Genomic DNA, 19,552 nt, shown 5'->3' on the forward strand with positions numbered 1-19,552 from the left:
AATTTGGCTGGTCTTCGTCACATGGCACTTAACATGCTGCGCGCCGAAACAACCAAGATCAGCGTGCCGATGAAGCAGAAACGCTGCATGATGAAAACCGACTTTCTGGAACGCGTGTTATTAGCCGGTTTTGCCTCTATGGCCAATTAATGCACACTCATGCGGATGCCCTGCCGATAACGGCTTACTAATCCAGCTCTTAGAGTTACGAATACACTCTGACAGTTAAAGGCGGCGGCAGCGGTGAGAGCAACCCTCGAGGGCGTTAAGCGGTCACATCCGCGCTCCTAGACTGAGGCAAGGCTCCAGCGGCGCAAACAAGTAATGCGGTTAAAATCCGCGGATATCAGCAAGGTCAACCGCCGACACTTACTGGCCAAAGCCTACTGTCAGAGTGTCCTTACCGGAAATTTTTTGGGTTTCCGGTAAGGACACTATTTGCCTATTTGACAAAAGGAATCATATCAACGCCTTGCTCACCGGCGAGTAAGTTGGTGCTGTTTTTGCGGCCTTTTCTTTTAGCAAAAACCGCGACAACTGTATCGAGTCCGCGTGCAGCAACTTGTTATATGCATTCGACTTTGCTAACTATTAAATTGTATAAACTAATGTTGTTGTCGAAATCTGGTTCTTGCTCACGATATGTACCATCTAGTTTTGATTCTTGAGCATAAGCAAATAGCCATTCTGCTTTGCATTTATTTTGTACAGTAATTCTAGAATTTGTGCGTTCGGTAAATTGCGATGATGTTATATCGACGTAAACTCCGTCAACCTCTAACCAAGCATGACTTTTTATATCTGGGAACTTATCACTATCGAGCTTTGCACTTATTAGCTTAACGCTGCATCCTAATTCTTTTAGATAAACACCAAGAAGACTTGAAGAGAGAAAGCATGCACCATGTGGAAAGGAATTTAAACCTACCCAAGCAAAACCACCAAGGTTCAGAATTTTATAAGATTCAAATTCAACCAAAAATGAAAGTGCGTTTCTAAATTTATGAATATCACTTAAATGTTTCAAAGCTACTCCTTGCATATAACGCCTAAAGCAACCGCGCGCGCTTTTTGCGCGTCGGATTGCCTTTACTTGTTAGTTGCTTATGCCTCAAGATTTGACACCTGCTCTTGAAGCACTAAATTCAATTGTTCTTGGGTTATTTGAAACTCTTCATAAGTTCTTGCTGTAACTTCAAGCATTACATCTTGGAAGCACGCCACGTAGTGTGAAAGCCCAGAAAACAACGAATCACTATGCCTAGGATGAACTTCGTTTAGTTTAATTTGCTCTTTTATCCACGGCGAATTCTCTACCTCGAAGAAACCATAAATTCCCAAACCATGTTTTGTTAATGGATGCCCACCTCTAGCTTCATCGTTTGGACTTCCGTACTTGACTAGGCTAGATTTGAATTTAATACCGTAGATAAAGCCTTCGGATTTCTCGATTAAGAGATAAATCTCATGCTGTGTTGCCAGTACAAAGTTTTCATATGAAAAATCGTATTCACGACTTAATTTGATCTCTTTGACTATTGGTTTTTTCTCAAACAATGCACTGAATCCTTATGGGCAACTAACGCCCAGCGAAGCGGAAAATTTGTCCCGCTTGCGCTGTTTGTTAGATGTTTTGCGCAATTTCCGCCTGGCTTCTTGGGGCTGATTTTTGCCCAGATAATATTTCCTGAGAATATTTTAAACAAATCAGGCCAGCCATGTTAAAACAATAACATAATGCACTTTCAGTTAGGGCTCAAGCTAGGGAAAGTGATTTAACCGATAAAGAGTCGACAGGACATGATGCAAAATGGATGAGGATTGATAAAACAGGTCTACTTCACTCAAAAACAGTGATTTTTGGCGTCAGTTACCCAACCCATTTCCATTCATAGGGTCCTGAAAGGTATCGCTGTAAACAATGAAGTTAACGTCAGCCTGCGTTGAGGTGCTGGCAACAGGCGGAGAAATGCCGTCGTCGCTTCTCTAAATGTTCACAATAGCTGCTGAGTTCTTGCAGCGTTCCCACGGGACCATGGAACAGCTTGCCAAATTCAGTGGTGAGTTTTAACCAACTCTCTTGCTCGATATTCAATCTTGTTAGCAACTTAGCGCTGTTCTCTCCGATAGCACCACGCTTGTCATCTCGAATAATACGCCCTGTATCATCAATCAATTCAAGGTAATCCTGGAGCGAAAATGCGATGCCATTGGGCTGATTATCGCGTTCGTTGCCAATAAAAGGCAGTAGGTTTGGTGGTTGTTCGCCTTTCAACGCTGCCTGAATTCGCAGTTGAATGCTGGTGTGATTGGATTGCTCTGGGGTAGCCGCCATCTTGGCTCTGATGGGATTCAAATCGACATAAGCCATACAGGTTAATACTGCGGCCTCATCCAATAACGCCTGCGACTTAAACCTGCCTTCCCAGAATCTGCCTGAGCAGTTATCCTCTTGATTTGCTTGCCTGGCTATCGGTTCATTGAGGCAACGCATAAACCACGATATATCACATAGCCTGCTGCGATAGGTCGCGATGGAGTGCTTTAAATGGATCACTTCATGAGATTCAACCAGCCCACCCTGGGCAAATTTACGGGTTAATTCATCGCCTTTAAACAGTTTATGCCACTGCTTAAGCACTTCTGCGTCGCTCCAACCGTTGGCCGTGTCGAGATCAATTCGCAACACTACATGCAGGTGATTCGACATCACAGCAAAAGCAGCCACATCAATGGCAAACACCGCTTCAAGTTCAAACAGCAATGACTCTACCCAGCCCCGGCGATGGTCATAGTTCTTACCCGAGTATCGATCATCCCCACAGAGGAAGGCGCGACGCACCACCCGGCTGCAGCAGTGGTAGAAAGGGGTGTCTTCGACACTGATCTGAGTTCTTCTGGGACGCGGCATGGCAAGACTCCAACATCGACAATTTATCTCAGTCTAGAAGAGGCCGTTGGATCACGCCATTTACTGTGGGTGGCCTGATTCAGCACTGTCGTCGTAAAAATACCTCAATCAGGGACAGGATGCTTAGCCTGGATGCAGTGCTTCACTCTGCCGTTTGCCTCGACACCATTTACCACCGGATTTGGCTTTCATGGCACACATGGCATCCCACCTACCGCTGATGCCGCTGTATTGGCGGCGAAATTCTTTGGCGGAAGTGACCCAGGCATCCTCGCTGATACCCAGTTCAGTGAGCAATTTGGGGCGGGTGCCATCAATAAAGCCACGCTTATCTTCGCGCACAGCACGACCGGTCCAGTCAATCAATGCCAGATAATCGGCAAAGTGAAACGGAATACCGCTTTGCCCGGCAGCTACGGCCGCGCCATCGAAAGGCAGTAAAGGTTTGAGTGACACTCGAACAGGCTTTTCTTGCGCAAGCGCTTCAATCCGCTCCTGAATCGAAGTGTAATCAGACTCTTGCAGCGAGTCTGCAATACCCGCACGAATAGGATTTAAATCCACATACATCATGCAGGCAAGCAGCGCCTGCTCATCCAGTAGTGCCTGGGACTTAAAGCGCCCTTCCCAGAATACCCCTTTGCAGCCATCTTCCCGATTGGCTTTACGGGCAATCTCTTCATTGAGGCAGCGCATAAACCAACTCACACTGCCAAGCCGCTCTTGCCATTCGACAACCAGGCTGTCGAGCAGCATTCGCTCGCCTTCGGACAAGCTATCGCCTTTAAGAAATCGGGTAGCAATGGCATTACCGGCAAACAGCGTCGTCCAGCGTGCAACCACGTCAAATGGAGACAGGCCCTTTTGAGCGGCAAGGTCGATTTTCAGTACCAGATGATAGTGATTTGACATCACAGCATAAGCACAGACATCGATGCAGAATACCGATGACAACCGCCTGATTTTATCGACTATCCAGCCACGCCTGTGCTCGTAACTGTGTCCGGTGACCACATCTTCCCCACACAAAAACGCCCTTCGGACACAGCGATTAATCACATGGTAGAAGGGCGTACTTTCGGCATCAATCAACTGGCGACGGGCTGTGGTCATGGCAAGCCTCGGCAGGCAAAAGGGGATACCTCAAAGCCTAGTCAGACAGGCCCAAAAACACAAAAAGATTTGGATGTCCCCATAGACATCAATCAACTGGCGACGGGCTGTGGTCATGGCAAGCCTCGGCAGGCAAAAGGGGATACCTCAAAGCCTAGTCAGACAGGCCCAAAAACACAAAAAGATTTGGATGTCCCATCTTTACTGGGGACGCGGCATGGCAAGACTCCAACATCGACAATTTATCTCAGTCTAGGAGAGGCCGCTGGATCACGCCATTTATTATGGGTGGCCTGATTCATTATTTTTAAGCGAAGCGTAACACAAAGAACGCGACACTTTTGGGTTCGGGTTGAACGCCTTGTTAGCCATTTATTTGATTTGAATATCATTCTCGGTAATTATTACTTCGTATCCATCGTGATACTCTACTAGCTCTCCGGTAGAGCCACTTTGATAATCTAGCGCGAATGAATTGTAATATTGAGATATCGGACCAAATCTCAAATATAAATAATCATCTCGACCAAAATACTGCGAAACAGGAACTCCACTTCCGGTGTTATCCGTGGCATTGCCTTGCCGGATATCTGGTGGCACCGAAAAAGTGTAACCGACCCAAGTGAGAGATATTGGCTTACCCTCTCCATATGAATAGCCTGTCAGGTCATAACGCCACATTTCCGTAGACTTCAGTTTTACTGGTGTTTTGATGTGGTAGTAGCGCTTAGCCCATTCCTCGCCTTTTTTATATCCATTATCTGGGTGGGTAAAAGTAAGTACGGAACGCCTTCTACTTATATTTTTCTCACCCAGTTCCTTTCTTATTTGGAGAAGCAACTGATCCGCTTCTTTCTGGTTTTTCTCGATTTGAATAATTGCCTTATTCGCTCGTGCTTTGGCTTCCCCCATTAAATTATCATCGACCAAAGTGCCGATTTTCTGATAGGTAAAGCCGAAAAATGCCAATAAAGCAAGGGATAGCACGGACATAGACCAAATCATGGCTTTTCGATCCGACTTGTATTCAATTTTGAGTGTATTCAAATCCTCGCGAACTTTTGTTATCTCTTCTGACACGCTATGACCTCCAGTTCCAATTGGCTAACGCTTTGCTAAGGGGCAATTACCAGTTGGCTATACTTGCGCGAAGCGCCAAGCCGACTGGTAATTGTCCCAGTGAGTTTACGAACGAATTTCAGCAACTTGTTATGTGACATCTCTGATGTTGGGTATTTGGCTTATAAAAATGCCAACACTGCTTTTGCACCCAGAACTAAAGTCCATAAGATAGATAATATAAAGACCCCGTTAACTATGTTTGCCAGCCCAACATACTGGTATGTGGAACGCCTAAATTTCGTATATGAAATCCAATATTCTCTAGCAGCCTGATCTCGGCCTGATTCTGAAAGAGCCTTCACATCATTAGATGGATCCATTACTTGTTCTTCAATTTCAGTGAGCCTTTGGGTTCGATCTTTTATTTCGTTGTCACCAAGCGCAGATACAGTCTCTAGTATTGCCTGCTCTACGCCTAATCGAAATGCACCTGTTACATTGTTGCCAAAGAACACGATAAAGCAACCCGCAACAAATCCTGTAAGCTCAACGCCAAATAATTTACCTGTTAAATCTCCAGTGATGATCCAGGCGAGCACAGCAACCACAAAAATTAGACTTTTATCTCTGTCTTTGTCTACACCTAGCTCCTCCATTCGTTTGAGAAGCTCAGGGGAGCTCAAGATGGAGTAAAACTCTTGCTGAGTCATGTCTGTTCTCATCAAACCTCTAATGGGAATTGTGCGATTCGCATTTCTAATGAACTTGACGTTTCTGGGCAACATGCTTCCTCCTGAATCGTATCCTTGTCACATAACGCCGTTTTCTAGCGAATCCCCAGATAATTCCTTTTGGATTCAAATTGGTAGACACGCATGGTGTTGTTTGATCTAATCAATTTCGCCAAAAACCTACCAGATCCAACACCATGCGTGACATCCGTATCTTACACGATTTACTCAAAAAGCAATGCCCTCAAATACACCAAAAACGCCTTAATTCTCTGGTGGTTGCTACAGAAGCCTTACTCGATGGCAATCAGCTTTCATTGACTCAGTTAGGGCGTAATATTTCCGGCTCCGTGGCCCCTAAACACAACATCAAGCGTATCGACCGTTTGCTGGGAAATCCTCATCTGGTTGCTGATAAGTTTCTGATTTACCGCTGGCATGCGCTGCATCTTTGCGGTGCCAACCCTATGCCCGTCATTTTGGTTGATTGGTCTGATGTCCGCGAACAGCTCAGGATGATGACGCTGCGTGCATCGGTCAGTGTTCAAGGCCGTTCGGTGACCCTGTATGAGCGCACTTTCCTCTTTGAAGACTACAATGCGCCCCGCAGTCATAATGCTTTCCTGGCCGAGCTGGCTAAGGTCTTGCCGCCACGCTGTTGTCCGCTGATTGTCACCGATGCCGGTTACCGAAATACCTGGTTTCGAGAAGTTGAGCGCCATGGCTGGTTCTGGCTTGGGCGTGTTCGTGGTGATGTCAGCTACCAGCCTTGTAAGCAGTCGTCGTGGTACTCAAATAAGTCTTTGTATCCAAAGGCAACAAGCATAGCCAAACATATAGGTCAGGTGAGATTGGCCCGCAAAGCCCCCTTGCTGTGTAACTTGCACTTGTACAAAGCCAAGCCCAAGTCGCGTAAAGATACCCGTTCGTCCAAGGCTGGTCGCAACCACACTGCGCAAAAAAGCTATCGTCTGGGAAGTAAAGAGCCTTGGCTGCTGGCGACCAACTTACCCCCCGAGTCTTTCCCGGCAGTTAAGATAGTGGCGCTATATGCCAAACGGATGCAGATAGAAGAAACCTTCCGGGATTTAAAGAGCCCTCAATATGGCATGGGTCTGCGGCAAAGCCGAAGTAAAGATCCAAGACGCTATGATGTGCTTTTACTCATCGCCATGCTGGCCGAGATGCTCTTGTGGTGCATAGGTATCGCAGCGATGCATCTTGGTTGGCAGAGGCATTTTCAGGCCAATACGATAATAAACAGGGCTGTATTATCAATCGTCCGGCTTGGGAAAGAAGTTCGACGGCGACCTAAATACCAGATTAAAGAGTCAACTTTTCGTTGGGCTATGGTGGAATACATCAAACGGGTTCATGCCGGAGGCATGCCTGGATTATGAGGGGATCCTCCAGCGCCGTTTTAAGCGGCTTGTAATTGTTTGCTAAAATGTGACGCGAAGCGGAACCGAGCAAACTGTTACGAGTCCGACTTGAAAACCCTTGTTATGCGTACTCTTCGAGTATGCCATATAAACCTGCAAATCTAATATTCAAAGTATCATTATGTTTTAATACAACTTTTAGTTCATTTTGATCATACATAATAGGGTTTGCTTGAATAGAGCCATTCCAAGATTTCATTAACAAAATTTCCGAAGTTGGAACATCTATTCCCCACCAACTTTCTACGAGTTTATTTAAAAAATTAACAAGAGACTTTAATGCGATTAGAGAATCTTCAGGGCCGTAATTTGAGGGATTGAGTGACATTTTTGTAATCTTACATTTCTCAAAAGAATCTGAATCATCTGCTTTATGGTAATAAGCTACAGCATCATCACCTAGTGAAGTTACTACATCTTGTTTTATTACTTTTACTTTTGGGTGTACTAATTGATTACGTTGCTCGATTAACTTTTTTACTATTTGTGTTTCACTATCTCCTCGCGGCAAAGAAATGTCTTTGTGCCACTGAAGAATAAAATCAAACTTATCTAGTGTTGAAAACCTATCAACTTGAGCACTAATTTTGGAGTTTATATCAACAGATTTAAGAAAAGAATTTGCAGCAGCTTCCAATGCATAATTTACAGACAAAATAGATGATGTAGATAAGGTTCTACGAACATGCTCATTACTTTCCGATGATGCAAGGTCATAAAGTAAAACAGCATCGGAAAAAATTGAAAAGAAACTATTATCTGTAATTTCGACTGAACGCTTCATAACACTCCTTGTACGCATAACGCCGCCAACACAGGCGAGCGTAGCGAGTCCAGCCAGCTTGCTGGCGTTTGTGCTTGGCCTTGTTAAATGCGACGTTCACTTATAAAACACCTTTTTGATAAGCTTGCCGCTGTCTTGGTTAATAGTGCATGTGTGTGAACAAAAACTATTAACTATGAGCGGTTTTATTGAAGAAAAATTATAATATGCTGACAATTTCTCTCCAGGACTTTCTGCAATCCAGACTTTCTTACCATTTTTATCGTAAGCTATAAAATTGTTATGAGCTTCATTTTTAGGGAGTTCCATATAGTCATAAATGACGAGAACTAAATCATCAAGTTCTGCTTTATCTAGAACAGAATACTCTGCCTCAAATTTATAATCATTACTTTCAATGTAAATCATCATTTATGCCATTTAACATTTTAATAGTGCGCATGCGCATATGTACATAGATTCAATGCAAACCAGATTATCACAAGTGACTGTTCTGTAAAGCATTCAACTTATTCACTCCACTGAGCCTTCCGGCTAAACGCGCAAACGCGTTTGCACCTTTTTATGAGCGGGATAAGATCTCATGATTTCAGCACTGTTTTCAGTAACAGTACTTAGGGCGCACTCGACAGCTTAAACATGGCTGCCGATTGATCCCTTGAGCAACTAAGCGACTCAGGCAGCCGGCACTCACAGATGCTTTCGGGCAGGCTACCGCACGGGATTGCGGCTTCCAGAGTGCCAGGATGACGGCTAAGCAAAAGGGGAACGGGAGGTTCAAGATAAGGTTAGCTTCGGCTCATCCTGAGTCTGTTTCCATTGCACTGCGGCGTCTTGTGCTGTCCTTGCGTAGACCTAAGGCTCTGAGGCTACTGACGCCACTTGGAATAACTTAAGGTGCGCCTTGGACTAACTTAACCTAGTTTAGATTAACGATTAACTCAAGCAAAAACAGCGACAAAGGCAAGGCAAATCCCAATAGCACTGCCCTAGTGCTATTGAGGCTAACATTGCCGCAACCCAAGCGCCAATCAGGGTTCTGCCGCTGTTGCGCCGCTGACGTGTCTCTTGCTACCCTTTTAGCATTTGCATCATTGGCCTTTGTTGGCATCGGCAAAACAGACCCGATTGCGACCATTCTGCTTGGCCTGGTACAGGGCTTCATCGGCGAGGTTCAGGCTGCTCTCCAGGGTATGGCTGCCATCATTGGCCGCGCAGCCAATGGACACTGTGATGGGGCCATGTATATCCGTCCAACCCGCGACGCTGAGCCTGGCTATGCTGGCACGAATGTCCTCTGCAACCCGTTCGGCGCCCTGGCGGCTGGTATCGACCAGCACCAGGGCAAACTCTTCACCGCCTATACGGCTAACCAGATCGACCGTACGGACCGAATTGTGCAGCGTCTTGCCCAACGCGACCAGTATCTTATCCCCCATGGCATGACCTGAGGTATCGTTGATCTTCTTGAAATGATCCACATCCAGGAGCAGCAGCCAGAGCAGACTCTCGGTACTTTGGAGACGCTGAAGTTCCTCCTGGCCGAATTCGATGAACTTCCTGCGGTTGGCTAAACCTGTGAGTTGATCGTTCATGGCGGCCTGGGTGAGCAGAAATTCCCCCCGGCGCCGCTCATGATCAATTTTTTCCTGAAATATCGCCGACATGCTGACCATCAAGATGATGAACCAGCATATGGTAACGACAAAAATACCGAACAAATCCCCTTCATTGGAATTGAGCGATTTAATCAACAGGTACCCGAGTAGGGTCGGAACAGCATAGCCGGCCATGGTCTGCAGCCTGGCTATCTTGCCGCCTATGTACGGACTCAGAATCGCCTTCACCGCGCCCGAGTTGGCTGTCATCAGCAAGGCCGCGACCGCCAATGCAAAGCCGGTGGATGCCGTCAGCATGGACATTTGTCCGTAGAATTGGTCGATGCCATAGGCATAACCTGTGAAGGAGATGGTGGGTATGGCTAGCGCAATGAAGGCGATGAACTGCGAGGCTGTGACTCTTTGAAAACCATAGAGTAGCAGGCTGAGGGCGATGCAAAAGAACATGATCGCCGAATTGACCCCCATGTGGTTGCTCTTGCCCAGTTGCAGATCCAGCGTTACTTGCTGCTGGAAAGGTGTGAACAAGGCCAACACATCCGAGTCGAGCAGCACGTCAAAGCAACGCAGCGAGGTGATGATGATCACCAGCGAAACCAGGGCGCGCTGCAACCAGAGTTCGCGCCCCTTGCCGCGACTGGCCCTGAGGCTGAAGCCGATAAAAATCATGCATATTGCCGTCAGAGGGTTGGTTGCCGGTCCACCCGTGACCGGCCGGTACAAGGCCTCGACAGAGCCGAAGTACCCGGCAATGACGGTCAGACCAAACAAGATACAAACGGCACTGAGGGGACGGATAAGCGCTTGAGCAAATTTCACCAGTATCCAGGGTTTTTCTTCAATATTTGTCGCTAAACTAACGGCGGCTAACATACTCTTTGTCTCTTTTTCTGGGCTTCAAGCCGGGTGGAAGAAAGATAGCTCCCGACGCTTGCCTGTTTTTATCATTGTGGGCGCAGAGGCAGCTTCACCCCACGACAACCACTGTCTCTGGGGTAGCCTATTGTCTTCACGTAACAGGCTCGATGGGCCTAGGTGTTGCCTGAATCGACGAGTTTCGCCCATAAGTAATCAGATCCAACACTCCTGCCCCTGTCATTGCCTCTGTCATTTCATTGCCTATGCCATGGGTACCCGGCCTATCTTACACTATTTGTTATAAGATCAATGCCCTATTGTCCCTTAGACGGCCCAAGGCGAGGACACCTTGCCCCAAATGCCCGGGCATTGGCGTCTGAGGCTCGGGCGGACCAAGTTACGGATGGCATGAGCTCTTGCAGGTAATAAATAACCTCCATTCCAGGTAAATCCCTCAGCCGGCACTTGTGACTGCAAACGCACAATGCCACAATGCCTGCCTGCACCTAGGCTTTCGACACCAATTCAAGGGAGTAACCCACTTTGACCCTCTCTGGCACCAAAATTTATGGCATCAAAAACTGCGACACGGTAAAAAAAGCCCGTAAGTGGCTGGAATCAAACCAACTGGATATCCCCTTCCATGACTTCCGAGAGCAAGGCCTGGATGAGACGCTGCTCGGCGCCTGGGTCGACGCCCTGGGCTGGGAAGCGGTATTCAACAAGCGCAGCACAAGTTACCGCGCCCTGTCCGACGCAGATAAAGCCGACATAGACGCGCCCAAGGCGATCCTCCTGATGTTGGCACAGCCGACGCTGATCAAACGCCCCGTGCTGGTCGATGCCGAGCGGGTGCAGACAGGCTTCTCCGACGCAGCTTACAGTGCGTGGTTCCAGCTATGAGTCAATCACGGCCGGTTCACGAGCAGGACGTGGTAGCGCTCGCCATGCAGCTCATCGCCCGTCCCTCGGTGACGCCACTGGACGAAGGCTGCCAGACCCTGATGGCCGAGCGCCTCGGTGCCGCAGGCTTCGATATCGAGCCCATGGTGTTCGAAGACACCACCAACATGTGGGCCCGCAGGGGCAGTCAGAGTCCTGTCTTTTGCTTCGCGGGTCATACTGATGTGGTGCCGACCGGGGATCTCAATCGCTGGCATACCCCGCCGTTCGAGCCCACCCTAATAGACGATTATCTGTTTGGCCGCGGCGCCGCCGACATGAAGGGCTCACTGGCCGCCATGTTGGTGGCAACCGAGCGTTTCGTGGCCGAGCACCCGGATCACAAGGGCTCCATCGCCTTTCTGATCACCAGCGACGAGGAAGGCCCCTTCATCAACGGCACCACCCGGGTGATAGACACCCTGGAAGCGCGCAACGAGAAGATCACCTGGGCCCTGGTGGGCGAGCCCTCCTCGACCCACAAGCTCGGGGATGTGGTCAAGAATGGCCGTCGTGGCAGCCTCACGGGCAAGCTGACGGTCAACGGTATCCAGGGACACGTGGCCTATCCGCATCTGGCGGACAACCCTATTCACAAGGCGGCCCCGGCGCTGGCCGAGCTGGCGCAGATGCATTGGGACAAGGGCAACGAATTTTTCCCGCCAACCAGTTTCCAGATAGCCAACATCAATGCCGGTGCCGGCGCATCCAATGTGATCCCGGGCTCCCTGGAGGTGATGTTCAATTTCCGCTATTCCACCGAAGTGACCGCCGAGTTGCTGATCCAGCGGGTGCTGGGGATCCTCGATGCCCATGGCTTGGATTACGATCTCGACTGGACCTTCAACGGCCTGCCCTTTCTCACGGGTGAAGGCCCCCTGCTGGACGCCACCCGTGACGCCATTCGCGAGGTCACGGGCAGTGAGACGGATCCCCAGACGTCCGGCGGCACCTCGGATGGCCGTTTCATCGCCCCAACCGGCGCTCAGGTGCTGGAACTTGGGCCGGTGAACGCCAGCATCCACAAGGTCAACGAGTGCGTGCGAGTCGAAGATCTCGAGCTGCTGGCCAAGTGTTACCAGGGCATACTGGAAAGACTCCTGTGCTAGCCAGCGGCGCGCCGCCGGGGTTGCAGCGCCCCGAACTGTACGGCTTGGGGCCTGATGCCCTGGAAGAGGGGACACAGCTGATCCCGTATCAGGAACACTGGCTCGAAGCGAATACCGCTGCCGCCTTCGCCAACATGGCACGGGCCGCTGAAGACGCCGGCCTGACGCTGGCCATCTGCTCCGGCTATCGCAGTTTCGAGCGCCAGTTGCAGATCTGGAACGCCAAGGCGACAGGCCGGCGACCGCTGTTCGATGCCCTGTCCCGGCCGGTGAACCCAGAAGGCTTGAGCCATGCCAGGCTGGTCGAGCTGATCTTGCTCTGGTCGGCATTGCCCGGCGCCTCGCGCCATCATTGGGGCACGGATATCGACCTGTTCGATGCCAATGCCATCTCCAGGCAAGCCCTCAGGCTCAGCAGCGACGAGTATCTGCCTCAAGGCCCCTGTGGGCCCCTGTACGCCTGGCTGCAGGCCAATGCCGGGCGCTTCGGCTTCTATTTCCCCTACCAAGCAGGACTCAGCGGCGTCAGCCCCGAGCCCTGGCATCTGAGCTACTACCCTGTGGCATCGGGCTGGCTGGCAGATTATGATCCCAAGGCCCTGTATCTCATCCTGGAGCGCGCCGAGCTGGCCCTCAAGCCCCAGGTGCTGGCACGGCTTCATGACTTGGTCGACGAATACGTGTTTAGAATCGCACCTGCGCCGACGGCCATGCCCTAGCCGAGACTATGAACGGGAATAGAACGAGCTAACCTGTTATTTTTAATCTTATTTAATACTTTTTTGTGAGTCACTGTTATGGATTTTTCTGCCTGCCGTCACCAGGTCACCCTGGATGCACAGCCACTGAGTTACCTGGACATAGGCCAGGGACCGACACTCCTGTTCGGCCACGGCTACCTGTGTGACAGCCGTATCTGGGCGCCACAAGTGGCGCAGCTGAGTCAAGATTATCGCTGCATAGTGCCGGATCTCTGGGGCCATGGTCACTCTGGTGCCCTGCCTGCGTCCTGCCGCAATCTGCAGGATCTGGCCAAGCAGATGCTGACACTGCTCGATCTGCTGGGGATAGACAGCTGTGAGCTCGTGGGCCACGGCATGGGCGCCATCTGGGGCACAGAGCTGGCCCTGCTGGCACCGGGAAGAGTCAGGTCTTTGGTGCTGCTCAACAGTTTCATCGGCTTCGAGCCCGAAGTCACCCGCGACAAGTATCTCGCCCTGCTGGATGAGGCAGCAGCTGCCGGTCACTTCCCGAGTGCCATGATAGACAGCATGGCGCCGCTCTTTTTTGCCGCAGACACCCGGACACGAGCGCCCGGCTTGTATCAGGATTTCTGCCGTTTTCTGGCAACACATGGCACAGCTCACGACTCGACTAATAGTGCAGAGCCATTCGCCAGCCTGGTCCGCCTAGGGCGCATGTTGTTTGGCCGCCGGGATCTGCTGGAGGAGGTCGAAGCTTTGGCACTGCCCTGCCTCATCATGGTGGGATGCGAGAACCGGCTGCGGACCGTGCTCGAGAGTTACCTGATGCATGATGCCATAGCCGGCAGCCAATACGTCCAGCTGCAGCACGCGGGGCATCTCGCCACCCTGGAGCAAGCCGAGGCTGTCACCGCCAGACTCGGTCAATTCCTGAGCCGCCCATGATCCTGGCTGGCGCCGCCGGCACTGGTGTCAGTACCGGCACCAGTACTAGACACAGCAAAAATCTTGTTCCAACAAAAACATGGTTAATCAGTTGTATACTTATGTTTAAGCCATTTTTGACTAAAGGTTTTTAAGTTTGGATTAAATTATTTCATCCTTTGCCCTTCAGGATAAATTTGCAGAAATAAACCGATATAACATTTTAAAAAACAATAAGATGGGATATATTTCCGGCAGAACGCCTGCAACCTCGACACGAAAGTTGGCTGCAGGCTTGGATGGATAGATTGGATGGATAGACCAGAGCGCGAAAAATTACTGGTACACTAAGCAGACAATGGGCCCGAAGAACGGCTCGAGTCCCACTCAAGCAACTCAAAGCATGAGTGCTGGCATAGAAAAAAACACAGGTATCAATGAAACTACTTAAACAGCTATTCGATAATAATCGCCGATGGGCCGGCCGCATTCGCCAGGAAAACCCGAGTTTCTTCGAGCAATTGGCGACCCAACAGAATCCCGAGTATCTGTGGATAGGTTGCTCCGACAGCCGGGTGCCCTCGAACCAGATCATCGACCTGATGCCCGGCGAAGTCTTCGTTCACCGCAACATAGCCAACATGGTGATCCACACAGATCTCAACTGCCTGTCGGTGCTGCAATACGCCATCGACGTGCTCAAGGTGAAGCACATAATGGTAGTGGGTCACTACGGCTGCGGCGGCGTACGCGCCGCCATGGGCACCCAGCGCCTGGGGTTGATAGATAACTGGCTAGGTCACCTGCGGGACATACATCGCCTGCATCAGGAAGAACTGACAGGGCTCGACGAGCAGGCCAGGTTCGATCGCCTGTGTGAGCTCAACGTCATAGAGCAAGTGGCCAATGTCACCAGCTCACCCTTGGTCCAGGAAGCCTGGGAGCGCGGCCAGGAAGTGGCAGTGCATGGCTGGATCTACAGCGTCCAGAATGGCCTGTTGACGGATTTGGACGTGACAGTGGACCGCACCCTGGGGCTCGCCAACGCCCGTTGACATGACAGCCGCGGCTCCATGGCCCGGCTCATCCCCAAAAAAGTCTGCCCCAGGGCAGACTTTTTCCTTTATCGATAAATTTTCCTTAATAAAACATCGCAGATAGCACTTCATCCCAGTTATAATCTGGCGGTTTATTGGAGCGCATCTGACGCGCAACGCATTCTGAGGAGATTACTTCCATGCCCGGTTTTGAATTATTTGGTCCTGAAGAGAAGCAGGAAGTCGCTGACGTAATGGAGCACGGCTTCACCTTCCGTTACAACTTTGACCATATGCGTAACGATCGCTGGAAGACCCGCGACATGGAACAGATGCTCTGCGACAAGATGAACGTCAAGCACGTGCACCTGTTATCCAGCGGCACGGCCGCACTGCAGACGGCCATGATGGCCGCCGGCATAGGCGCAGGTGACGAAGTCATAGTGCCGCCCTTCACCTTCGTCGCCTCGGTCGAAGCCGTGTTCATGGCCGGTGCCATCCCGGTATTTGCCGAAATCGACGAGACCCTGTGTCTGTCTCCCGAAGGCATAGAAGCCGCCATCACCCCACGCACCAAGGCGGTTAACCTGGTGCAAATGTGTGGCTCCATGGCCAAGATGGACGAGATCAAGGCCATCTGCAAGAAACACAACCTGGTGCTGCTGGAAGATGCCTGCCAGGCCATAGGCGCCAGCTACAAGGGCCAGGCCCTGGGTACCCTGGGCGACGTGGGTTGCTACTCCTTCGATTCGGTCAAGACCATCACCTGTGGTGAAGGCGGCGCCGTATTGACCAACGACACCACTATCTACAACCATGCCCACATGTTCTCCGACCACGGCCACGACCATGTCGGCAACGATCGCGGCGCCGAATCGCACCCCATCATGGGTCTGAACTTCCGCATCTCGGAAATGAACGCCGCCGTGGGTGTCGCCCAGCTGCGCAAGCTGGACACCATCATAGAAATCCAGCGCAAGCACAAGAAGCTGATCAAGGATGCCATGGCCGACATCCCGGAAGTCAGCTTCCGTCTGATCCCGGATCCCGAAGGCGACTCAGCCGGTTTCCTGAGCTTCATGCTGCCCACTGAAGAACGCACCCAGGAGATCAGCCAGAAGCTGGCCGCCAACGGCGTCGATGGCTGCTTCTACTGGTACGTGAACAACTGGCATTACCTGAAAAACTGGAAGCATATCCAGGAGCTGCAATCCCCGGCCGCCCTGCCCATCATGCTGATCCAGGACAGACCCGATTACACCCAGGTGTCTGTGCCCAAGTCGGATGCCATCATGAGCCGCACCATCTCCATGCTGATCAAGCTGTCATGGACGGAAGAGCAGATCATGGCGCGTATCGAAAACATCAAGAAAGCCTTCGCCCAATAATTTCAGGCCAATAATTCCCAGGGAGTGTATTGCAATGAGTTTCAAGAATTTTAAAGTCGTTGAAAAAATGATCTTCGGCCGGGGCTCCTTCGCCCAACTGGACGAAGTGCTGGCCGCCGAGCGCAAGACAGCCGAGGACTTCGTGGTCTTCCTGGTCGACGACGTGCATCAGGGCAAGCCGCTGGAAGCCCGTATTCCCAAGAAGGCCCAGGATCTGGTGATCTGGGTCAACGTCGACGAAGAGCCGAGCACAGTGCAGATAGACACCCTCACCGAACAGGTGCAGGCCTTCAACGCCAAGTTGCCGGTCAGCGTGATTGGTCTGGGCGGCGGCTCCACCATGGATGTGGCCAAGGCCGTGTCTCTGATGCTCACCAACCCGGGCGGCTCCGCCATGTACCAGGGCTGGGATCTTATCAAGAACCCGGCGGTGCACCATGTCGGCATTCCAACTATCTCGGGTACCGGCGCCGAAGCCTCGCGCACAGCTGTGCTCTGCGGCCCGGTGCGCAAGCTGGGACTGAACTCGGATTACACAGTATTCGATCAGATCATCATGGACTCTGAGCTCATCGCCGGCGTGGAAACGGATCAGTGGTTCTACACAGGCATGGATTGCTATATCCACTGCGTCGAGTCACTGCAGGGCACCTTCCTCAACGAGTTCTCCAAGTCCTATGCCGAGAAGGCCATGGATCTGTGTCGCCAGGTGTACCTGGACGATCACCCGGAGAAAGACGACAAGCTGATGATGGCCTCCTTCATGGGCGGCATGAGCATAGCCTACAGCCAGGTCGGCGCCTGTCATGCCGTGTCTTATGGCCTGGGCTATATCCTCGGCTACCATCACGGCATAGGCAACTGTATCGCCTTCGACGTGCTGGAAGAGTTCTACCCTGAAGGGGTGGCAGAGTTCCGCCTGATGCTGAAGAAGCACAACATCACCCTGCCGAAGAATATCTGCAAGGACTTGCCGGATGAGACCATAGCCAAGATGGTTGCCGTGACCAAGAGCATGGGGCCGCTGTGGGCCAACGTCTACGGTCCGACCTGGGAAGAGAAAGTCACGGATGAAATGTTGACTAAGCTATTCCGCCGTATCTAGTCTTAGAGACGCTGCGTTTATTCTGGGGCTCCTTTGGGAGCCCATTTCACTTTAGCCTCGCTAAGTAAAGTAGGTAGATTTGATGAATGTTACTCTGTTGATCCCGGCGCGCTACGGCTCGAGCCGCTTTCCTGGCAAGCCGCTGGCACCCATTAACGGCAAGCCGATGATCCAACACGTCTACGAGAGAGCCGGACTGGCCAAGGGCCTGACCAGCATCTATGTTGCCACCGACGACGTGCGTATCAAGGATGCGGTCGAAGGTTTCGGCGGCAAGGTGGTGATGACCTCGGCCGAAGCGGCATCGGGGACGGACAGGATCGAAGATGCCATCACTCAGCTGGGCCTGGGCGATGACGATCTGGTGATCAACCTCCAGGGCGATCAACCACTGATAGATCCTATCTCGATTGAGCAGATCATCAGCCTGTTCGAGCGCCATCCGGGCGAATTCGAAATGGCCACCCTGGGCTTCGAGATAATCGACAAGGCCGAGCTGGACGATCCCATGCATGTGAAGATGGTATTCGACAACGACTATAATGCCCTCTATTTCTCCCGCGCCCGTATTCCCTTCGGCCGCGATACCCAGGACTACCCCGTCTACAAGCATTTGGGGGTGTACGCCTACACGCGTCGCTTCGTTAAGCTGTTTAATAGCCTGCCGCTGGGACGTCTGGAAGATCTGGAGAAGCTGGAGCAACTGAGGGCACTGGAATACGGTCATAAGATCAAGGTCGCCATCAGCGCCTTCGATTCGCCGGAAGTCGATACCCCGGAAGACATCCGCAAGTGCGAACAACGCCTGGCGGTAGACTGAGCCTGACCGGGTTCCTGTTGCTTTGATGAACAGGAACCCGGATCGGCCTTCAATAACGCGCTTGCGGCAAGCCCCGCACAGGCGCGTTAACAACACTGAGATACGCGAGGTTAGAGCATGTCATCATGGGAAGTGTGGATCATCATCCTGCTTGTGGTCGGCGTCATCGCCAGCAACCTCGTAGTCCTGAGGTACAACGCCAAGTTCAAGCTGCCGCAGTTTGGGCCTGAGACCAAGGGCAAAACCAAGCCCGAAGCCCTTAGCGAAACCCAGCCAGAAGCCTTTCCCGAAACCAAGACCCCGACCGAGGATGCCGAGCCGAAAGATGCCTCCTCGGTGAACAGCGAAGCAGACAAGGCAGAGCCAGCCGAAGCTTCGGCAGGCAGAGACGCAAAGGCAAGCCAATCTCAGCCAAGTAATGAAAATCCCAAAGCGCAGCAACCCAAGAGCTAGCAGGTACGGCTCGCGAGCGGTTCGCACTATCCCCTTGGATGCGGACTTGCCGCGAACGACCGCCGCTGAACCTGCTGCGAATGCAGCCATGGCACTCCTGACGGCTGGCATTTCTGACGGCTGGCACTCCTGACAGATAGCAACTCTTACAGATAGCACTCTGGCGTATAGCCCCCTGCCCTGATTATCTTCCCCCGACCTCCCCTCTACTGCTTGTTAACTTATTGTTGTTATTGTAATCTCGATGGCAATCTTTTGCGGCCGCCCTGCATTTACAAGCATAAGGGCGTTCGTAAGCATGAGGGCCTTCGCAAGCATAAAGGCCGCAAGCATAAGGCTCAGGCCAAGGACACAGATCCAGGGAAGAGAGATCCAGCAAAACTGCCAATCGCCCCACGTCTTTGTCCCGCCACGCCGGCACCCTGTTGAAGGCAGCCTTCACAGCTGACCGGCACAATGCCTTAACAGCTGTTTTTTAACAATCCGGATGCCATGGAATGACCATGGCGTCCTGCGGTAGCCATGGCCTCGGGTTTTGCCTTTCTCGTGT

General features: G+C 51.4%; 18 protein-coding genes and 2 pseudogenes. 11 read left to right on the forward strand and 9 right to left on the reverse strand.

Going from position 1 to position 19,552, the window contains the following annotated elements:
• Positions 1 to 150 (forward strand): annotated as a pseudogene (locus LZP73_RS00005) (ISAs1 family transposase); the annotation flags it as partial.
• A 415-nt stretch (positions 151 to 565) separates the two neighbouring features.
• Here the strand turns inward: LZP73_RS00005 and LZP73_RS00010 are convergent.
• The 6 genes from LZP73_RS00010 to LZP73_RS00035 form a co-directional block, all read right to left on the reverse strand.
• A complete protein-coding gene (locus LZP73_RS00010) occupies positions 566 to 1,027 on the reverse strand; it encodes a hypothetical protein (RefSeq protein ID WP_234232490.1) in 462 nt (153 codons plus the stop codon).
• Positions 1,028 to 1,104: 77 nt separating this feature from the next.
• On the reverse strand, positions 1,105 to 1,557 hold the full coding sequence (locus tag LZP73_RS00015) for a hypothetical protein (RefSeq protein ID WP_234232491.1): 453 nt from the start codon (positions 1,555 to 1,557) through the stop codon (positions 1,105 to 1,107).
• A 376-nt stretch (positions 1,558 to 1,933) separates the two neighbouring features.
• Positions 1,934 to 2,911, reverse strand: coding sequence for a transposase (locus tag LZP73_RS00020; protein ID WP_234232492.1), 978 nt, complete (start codon positions 2,909 to 2,911; stop codon positions 1,934 to 1,936).
• A gap of 123 nt (positions 2,912 to 3,034) precedes the next feature.
• On the reverse strand, positions 3,035 to 4,024 hold the full coding sequence (locus LZP73_RS00025; RefSeq protein WP_234232493.1) for a transposase: 990 nt from the start codon (positions 4,022 to 4,024) through the stop codon (positions 3,035 to 3,037).
• 372 nt (positions 4,025 to 4,396) lie between these two features.
• Complete coding sequence (locus LZP73_RS00030; protein WP_234232494.1) at positions 4,397 to 5,104, reverse strand: hypothetical protein; 708 nt, start codon at positions 5,102 to 5,104, stop codon at positions 4,397 to 4,399.
• A 161-nt stretch (positions 5,105 to 5,265) separates the two neighbouring features.
• On the reverse strand, positions 5,266 to 5,796 hold the full coding sequence (locus tag LZP73_RS00035) for a hypothetical protein (RefSeq protein WP_234232495.1): 531 nt from the start codon (positions 5,794 to 5,796) through the stop codon (positions 5,266 to 5,268).
• Positions 5,797 to 6,014: 218 nt separating this feature from the next.
• On the opposite strand from LZP73_RS00035, the gene LZP73_RS00040 reads away from it, so the two are divergent.
• Positions 6,015 to 7,217, forward strand: coding sequence for an IS4 family transposase (locus LZP73_RS00040; RefSeq protein WP_234232496.1), 1,203 nt, complete (start codon positions 6,015 to 6,017; stop codon positions 7,215 to 7,217).
• Between the two features lie 103 nt (positions 7,218 to 7,320).
• Here LZP73_RS00040 and LZP73_RS00045 read toward each other — a convergent pair whose 3' ends face one another.
• The 3 genes from LZP73_RS00045 to LZP73_RS21420 all read right to left on the reverse strand — a co-directional run bounded on the left by LZP73_RS00045 (position 7,321) and on the right by LZP73_RS21420 (position 10,481).
• Positions 7,321 to 8,043, reverse strand: a complete 723-nt coding sequence (locus tag LZP73_RS00045) for a hypothetical protein (RefSeq protein ID WP_234232497.1) — start codon at positions 8,041 to 8,043, stop codon at positions 7,321 to 7,323.
• 96 nt (positions 8,044 to 8,139) lie between these two features.
• Positions 8,140 to 8,454 (reverse strand): hypothetical protein, encoded by a 315-nt coding sequence (locus tag LZP73_RS00050; RefSeq protein WP_234232498.1) that lies wholly within the window; start codon positions 8,452 to 8,454, stop codon positions 8,140 to 8,142.
• Between the two features lie 680 nt (positions 8,455 to 9,134).
• Positions 9,135 to 10,481 carry a GGDEF domain-containing protein gene (locus tag LZP73_RS21420; protein ID WP_234232499.1) on the reverse strand — a complete coding sequence of 449 codons (1,347 nt, stop codon included), beginning with the start codon at positions 10,479 to 10,481 and terminating at the stop codon, positions 9,135 to 9,137.
• 582 nt (positions 10,482 to 11,063) lie between these two features.
• Between LZP73_RS21420 and LZP73_RS00060 the strand changes: the two genes are divergently transcribed.
• The 9 genes and pseudogenes from LZP73_RS00060 to LZP73_RS21510 form a co-directional block, all read left to right on the forward strand.
• Entirely contained in the window at positions 11,064 to 11,423 is a 360-nt protein-coding gene (locus tag LZP73_RS00060; RefSeq protein WP_234232500.1) for an ArsC family reductase, read from the forward strand.
• Positions 11,420 to 12,571 (forward strand): succinyl-diaminopimelate desuccinylase, encoded by a 1,152-nt coding sequence (gene dapE, locus LZP73_RS00065; protein ID WP_234232501.1) that lies wholly within the window; start codon positions 11,420 to 11,422, stop codon positions 12,569 to 12,571. The genes LZP73_RS00060 and dapE overlap by 4 nt, the downstream gene beginning before the upstream one ends.
• On the forward strand, positions 12,565 to 13,290 hold the full coding sequence (locus LZP73_RS00070; protein WP_442800699.1) for a M15 family metallopeptidase: 726 nt from the start codon (positions 12,565 to 12,567) through the stop codon (positions 13,288 to 13,290). The genes dapE and LZP73_RS00070 overlap by 7 nt, the downstream gene beginning before the upstream one ends.
• A 78-nt stretch (positions 13,291 to 13,368) precedes the next feature.
• Positions 13,369 to 14,220 (forward strand): alpha/beta fold hydrolase, encoded by an 852-nt coding sequence (locus LZP73_RS00075; protein WP_234232502.1) that lies wholly within the window; start codon positions 13,369 to 13,371, stop codon positions 14,218 to 14,220.
• Positions 14,221 to 14,636: 416 nt separating this feature from the next.
• Positions 14,637 to 15,254: a carbonate dehydratase gene (gene can, locus LZP73_RS00080; RefSeq protein ID WP_234232503.1), complete on the forward strand. Its 618-nt coding sequence runs from the start codon at positions 14,637 to 14,639 to the stop codon at positions 15,252 to 15,254.
• Between the two features lie 182 nt (positions 15,255 to 15,436).
• The gene (gene kdnA, locus LZP73_RS00085) at positions 15,437 to 16,624 is read left to right on the forward strand and encodes an 8-amino-3,8-dideoxy-alpha-D-manno-octulosonate transaminase KdnA (protein ID WP_234232504.1); all 1,188 of its coding nucleotides are present in this window, start codon (positions 15,437 to 15,439) and stop codon (positions 16,622 to 16,624) included.
• Positions 16,625 to 16,658: 34 nt separating this feature from the next.
• Positions 16,659 to 17,729 carry a 3-deoxy-alpha-D-manno-octulosonate 8-oxidase KdnB gene (gene kdnB, locus LZP73_RS00090; protein WP_169565821.1) on the forward strand — a complete coding sequence of 357 codons (1,071 nt, stop codon included), beginning with the start codon at positions 16,659 to 16,661 and terminating at the stop codon, positions 17,727 to 17,729.
• An 82-nt stretch (positions 17,730 to 17,811) separates the two neighbouring features.
• Positions 17,812 to 18,549 carry an 8-amino-3,8-dideoxy-manno-octulosonate cytidylyltransferase KdsB gene (kdsB, locus tag LZP73_RS00095; RefSeq protein ID WP_234232505.1) on the forward strand — a complete coding sequence of 246 codons (738 nt, stop codon included), beginning with the start codon at positions 17,812 to 17,814 and terminating at the stop codon, positions 18,547 to 18,549.
• A 117-nt stretch (positions 18,550 to 18,666) separates the two neighbouring features.
• Positions 18,667 to 18,787: pseudogene (locus LZP73_RS21510) on the forward strand (DUF2897 family protein); the annotation flags it as partial.
• Between the last annotated feature and the right edge of the window lie 765 nt (positions 18,788 to 19,552).

This window comes from Shewanella sp. AS16 (genome assembly GCF_021412365.1).
Taxonomy (GTDB): domain Bacteria; phylum Pseudomonadota; class Gammaproteobacteria; order Enterobacterales; family Shewanellaceae; genus Shewanella; species Shewanella salipaludis.

Bases quoted from the DNA above. Each gene is read 5' to 3' on its own strand.
- LZP73_RS00035 (WP_234232495.1), bottom strand. From the start codon at position 5,796: ATGACTCAGCAAGAGTTTTACTCCATCTTGAGCTCCCCTGAGCTTCTC.
- can (WP_234232503.1), top strand. From the start codon at position 14,637: ATGAAACTACTTAAACAGCTATTCGATAATAATCGCCGATGGGCCGGC.
- kdsB (WP_234232505.1), top strand. From the start codon at position 17,812: ATGAATGTTACTCTGTTGATCCCGGCGCGCTACGGCTCGAGCCGCTTT.
- kdnB (WP_169565821.1), top strand. From the start codon at position 16,659: ATGAGTTTCAAGAATTTTAAAGTCGTTGAAAAAATGATCTTCGGCCGG.
- LZP73_RS00020 (WP_234232492.1), bottom strand. From the start codon at position 2,911: ATGCCGCGTCCCAGAAGAACTCAGATCAGTGTCGAAGACACCCCTTTC.
- LZP73_RS00075 (WP_234232502.1), top strand. From the start codon at position 13,369: ATGGATTTTTCTGCCTGCCGTCACCAGGTCACCCTGGATGCACAGCCA.
- LZP73_RS00050 (WP_234232498.1), bottom strand. From the start codon at position 8,454: ATGATGATTTACATTGAAAGTAATGATTATAAATTTGAGGCAGAGTAT.
- LZP73_RS00040 (WP_234232496.1), top strand. From the start codon at position 6,015: ATGCGTGACATCCGTATCTTACACGATTTACTCAAAAAGCAATGCCCT.
- dapE (WP_234232501.1), top strand. From the start codon at position 11,420: ATGAGTCAATCACGGCCGGTTCACGAGCAGGACGTGGTAGCGCTCGCC.
- LZP73_RS00045 (WP_234232497.1), bottom strand. From the start codon at position 8,043: ATGAAGCGTTCAGTCGAAATTACAGATAATAGTTTCTTTTCAATTTTT.
- kdnA (WP_234232504.1), top strand. From the start codon at position 15,437: ATGCCCGGTTTTGAATTATTTGGTCCTGAAGAGAAGCAGGAAGTCGCT.
- LZP73_RS00025 (WP_234232493.1), bottom strand. From the start codon at position 4,024: ATGACCACAGCCCGTCGCCAGTTGATTGATGCCGAAAGTACGCCCTTC.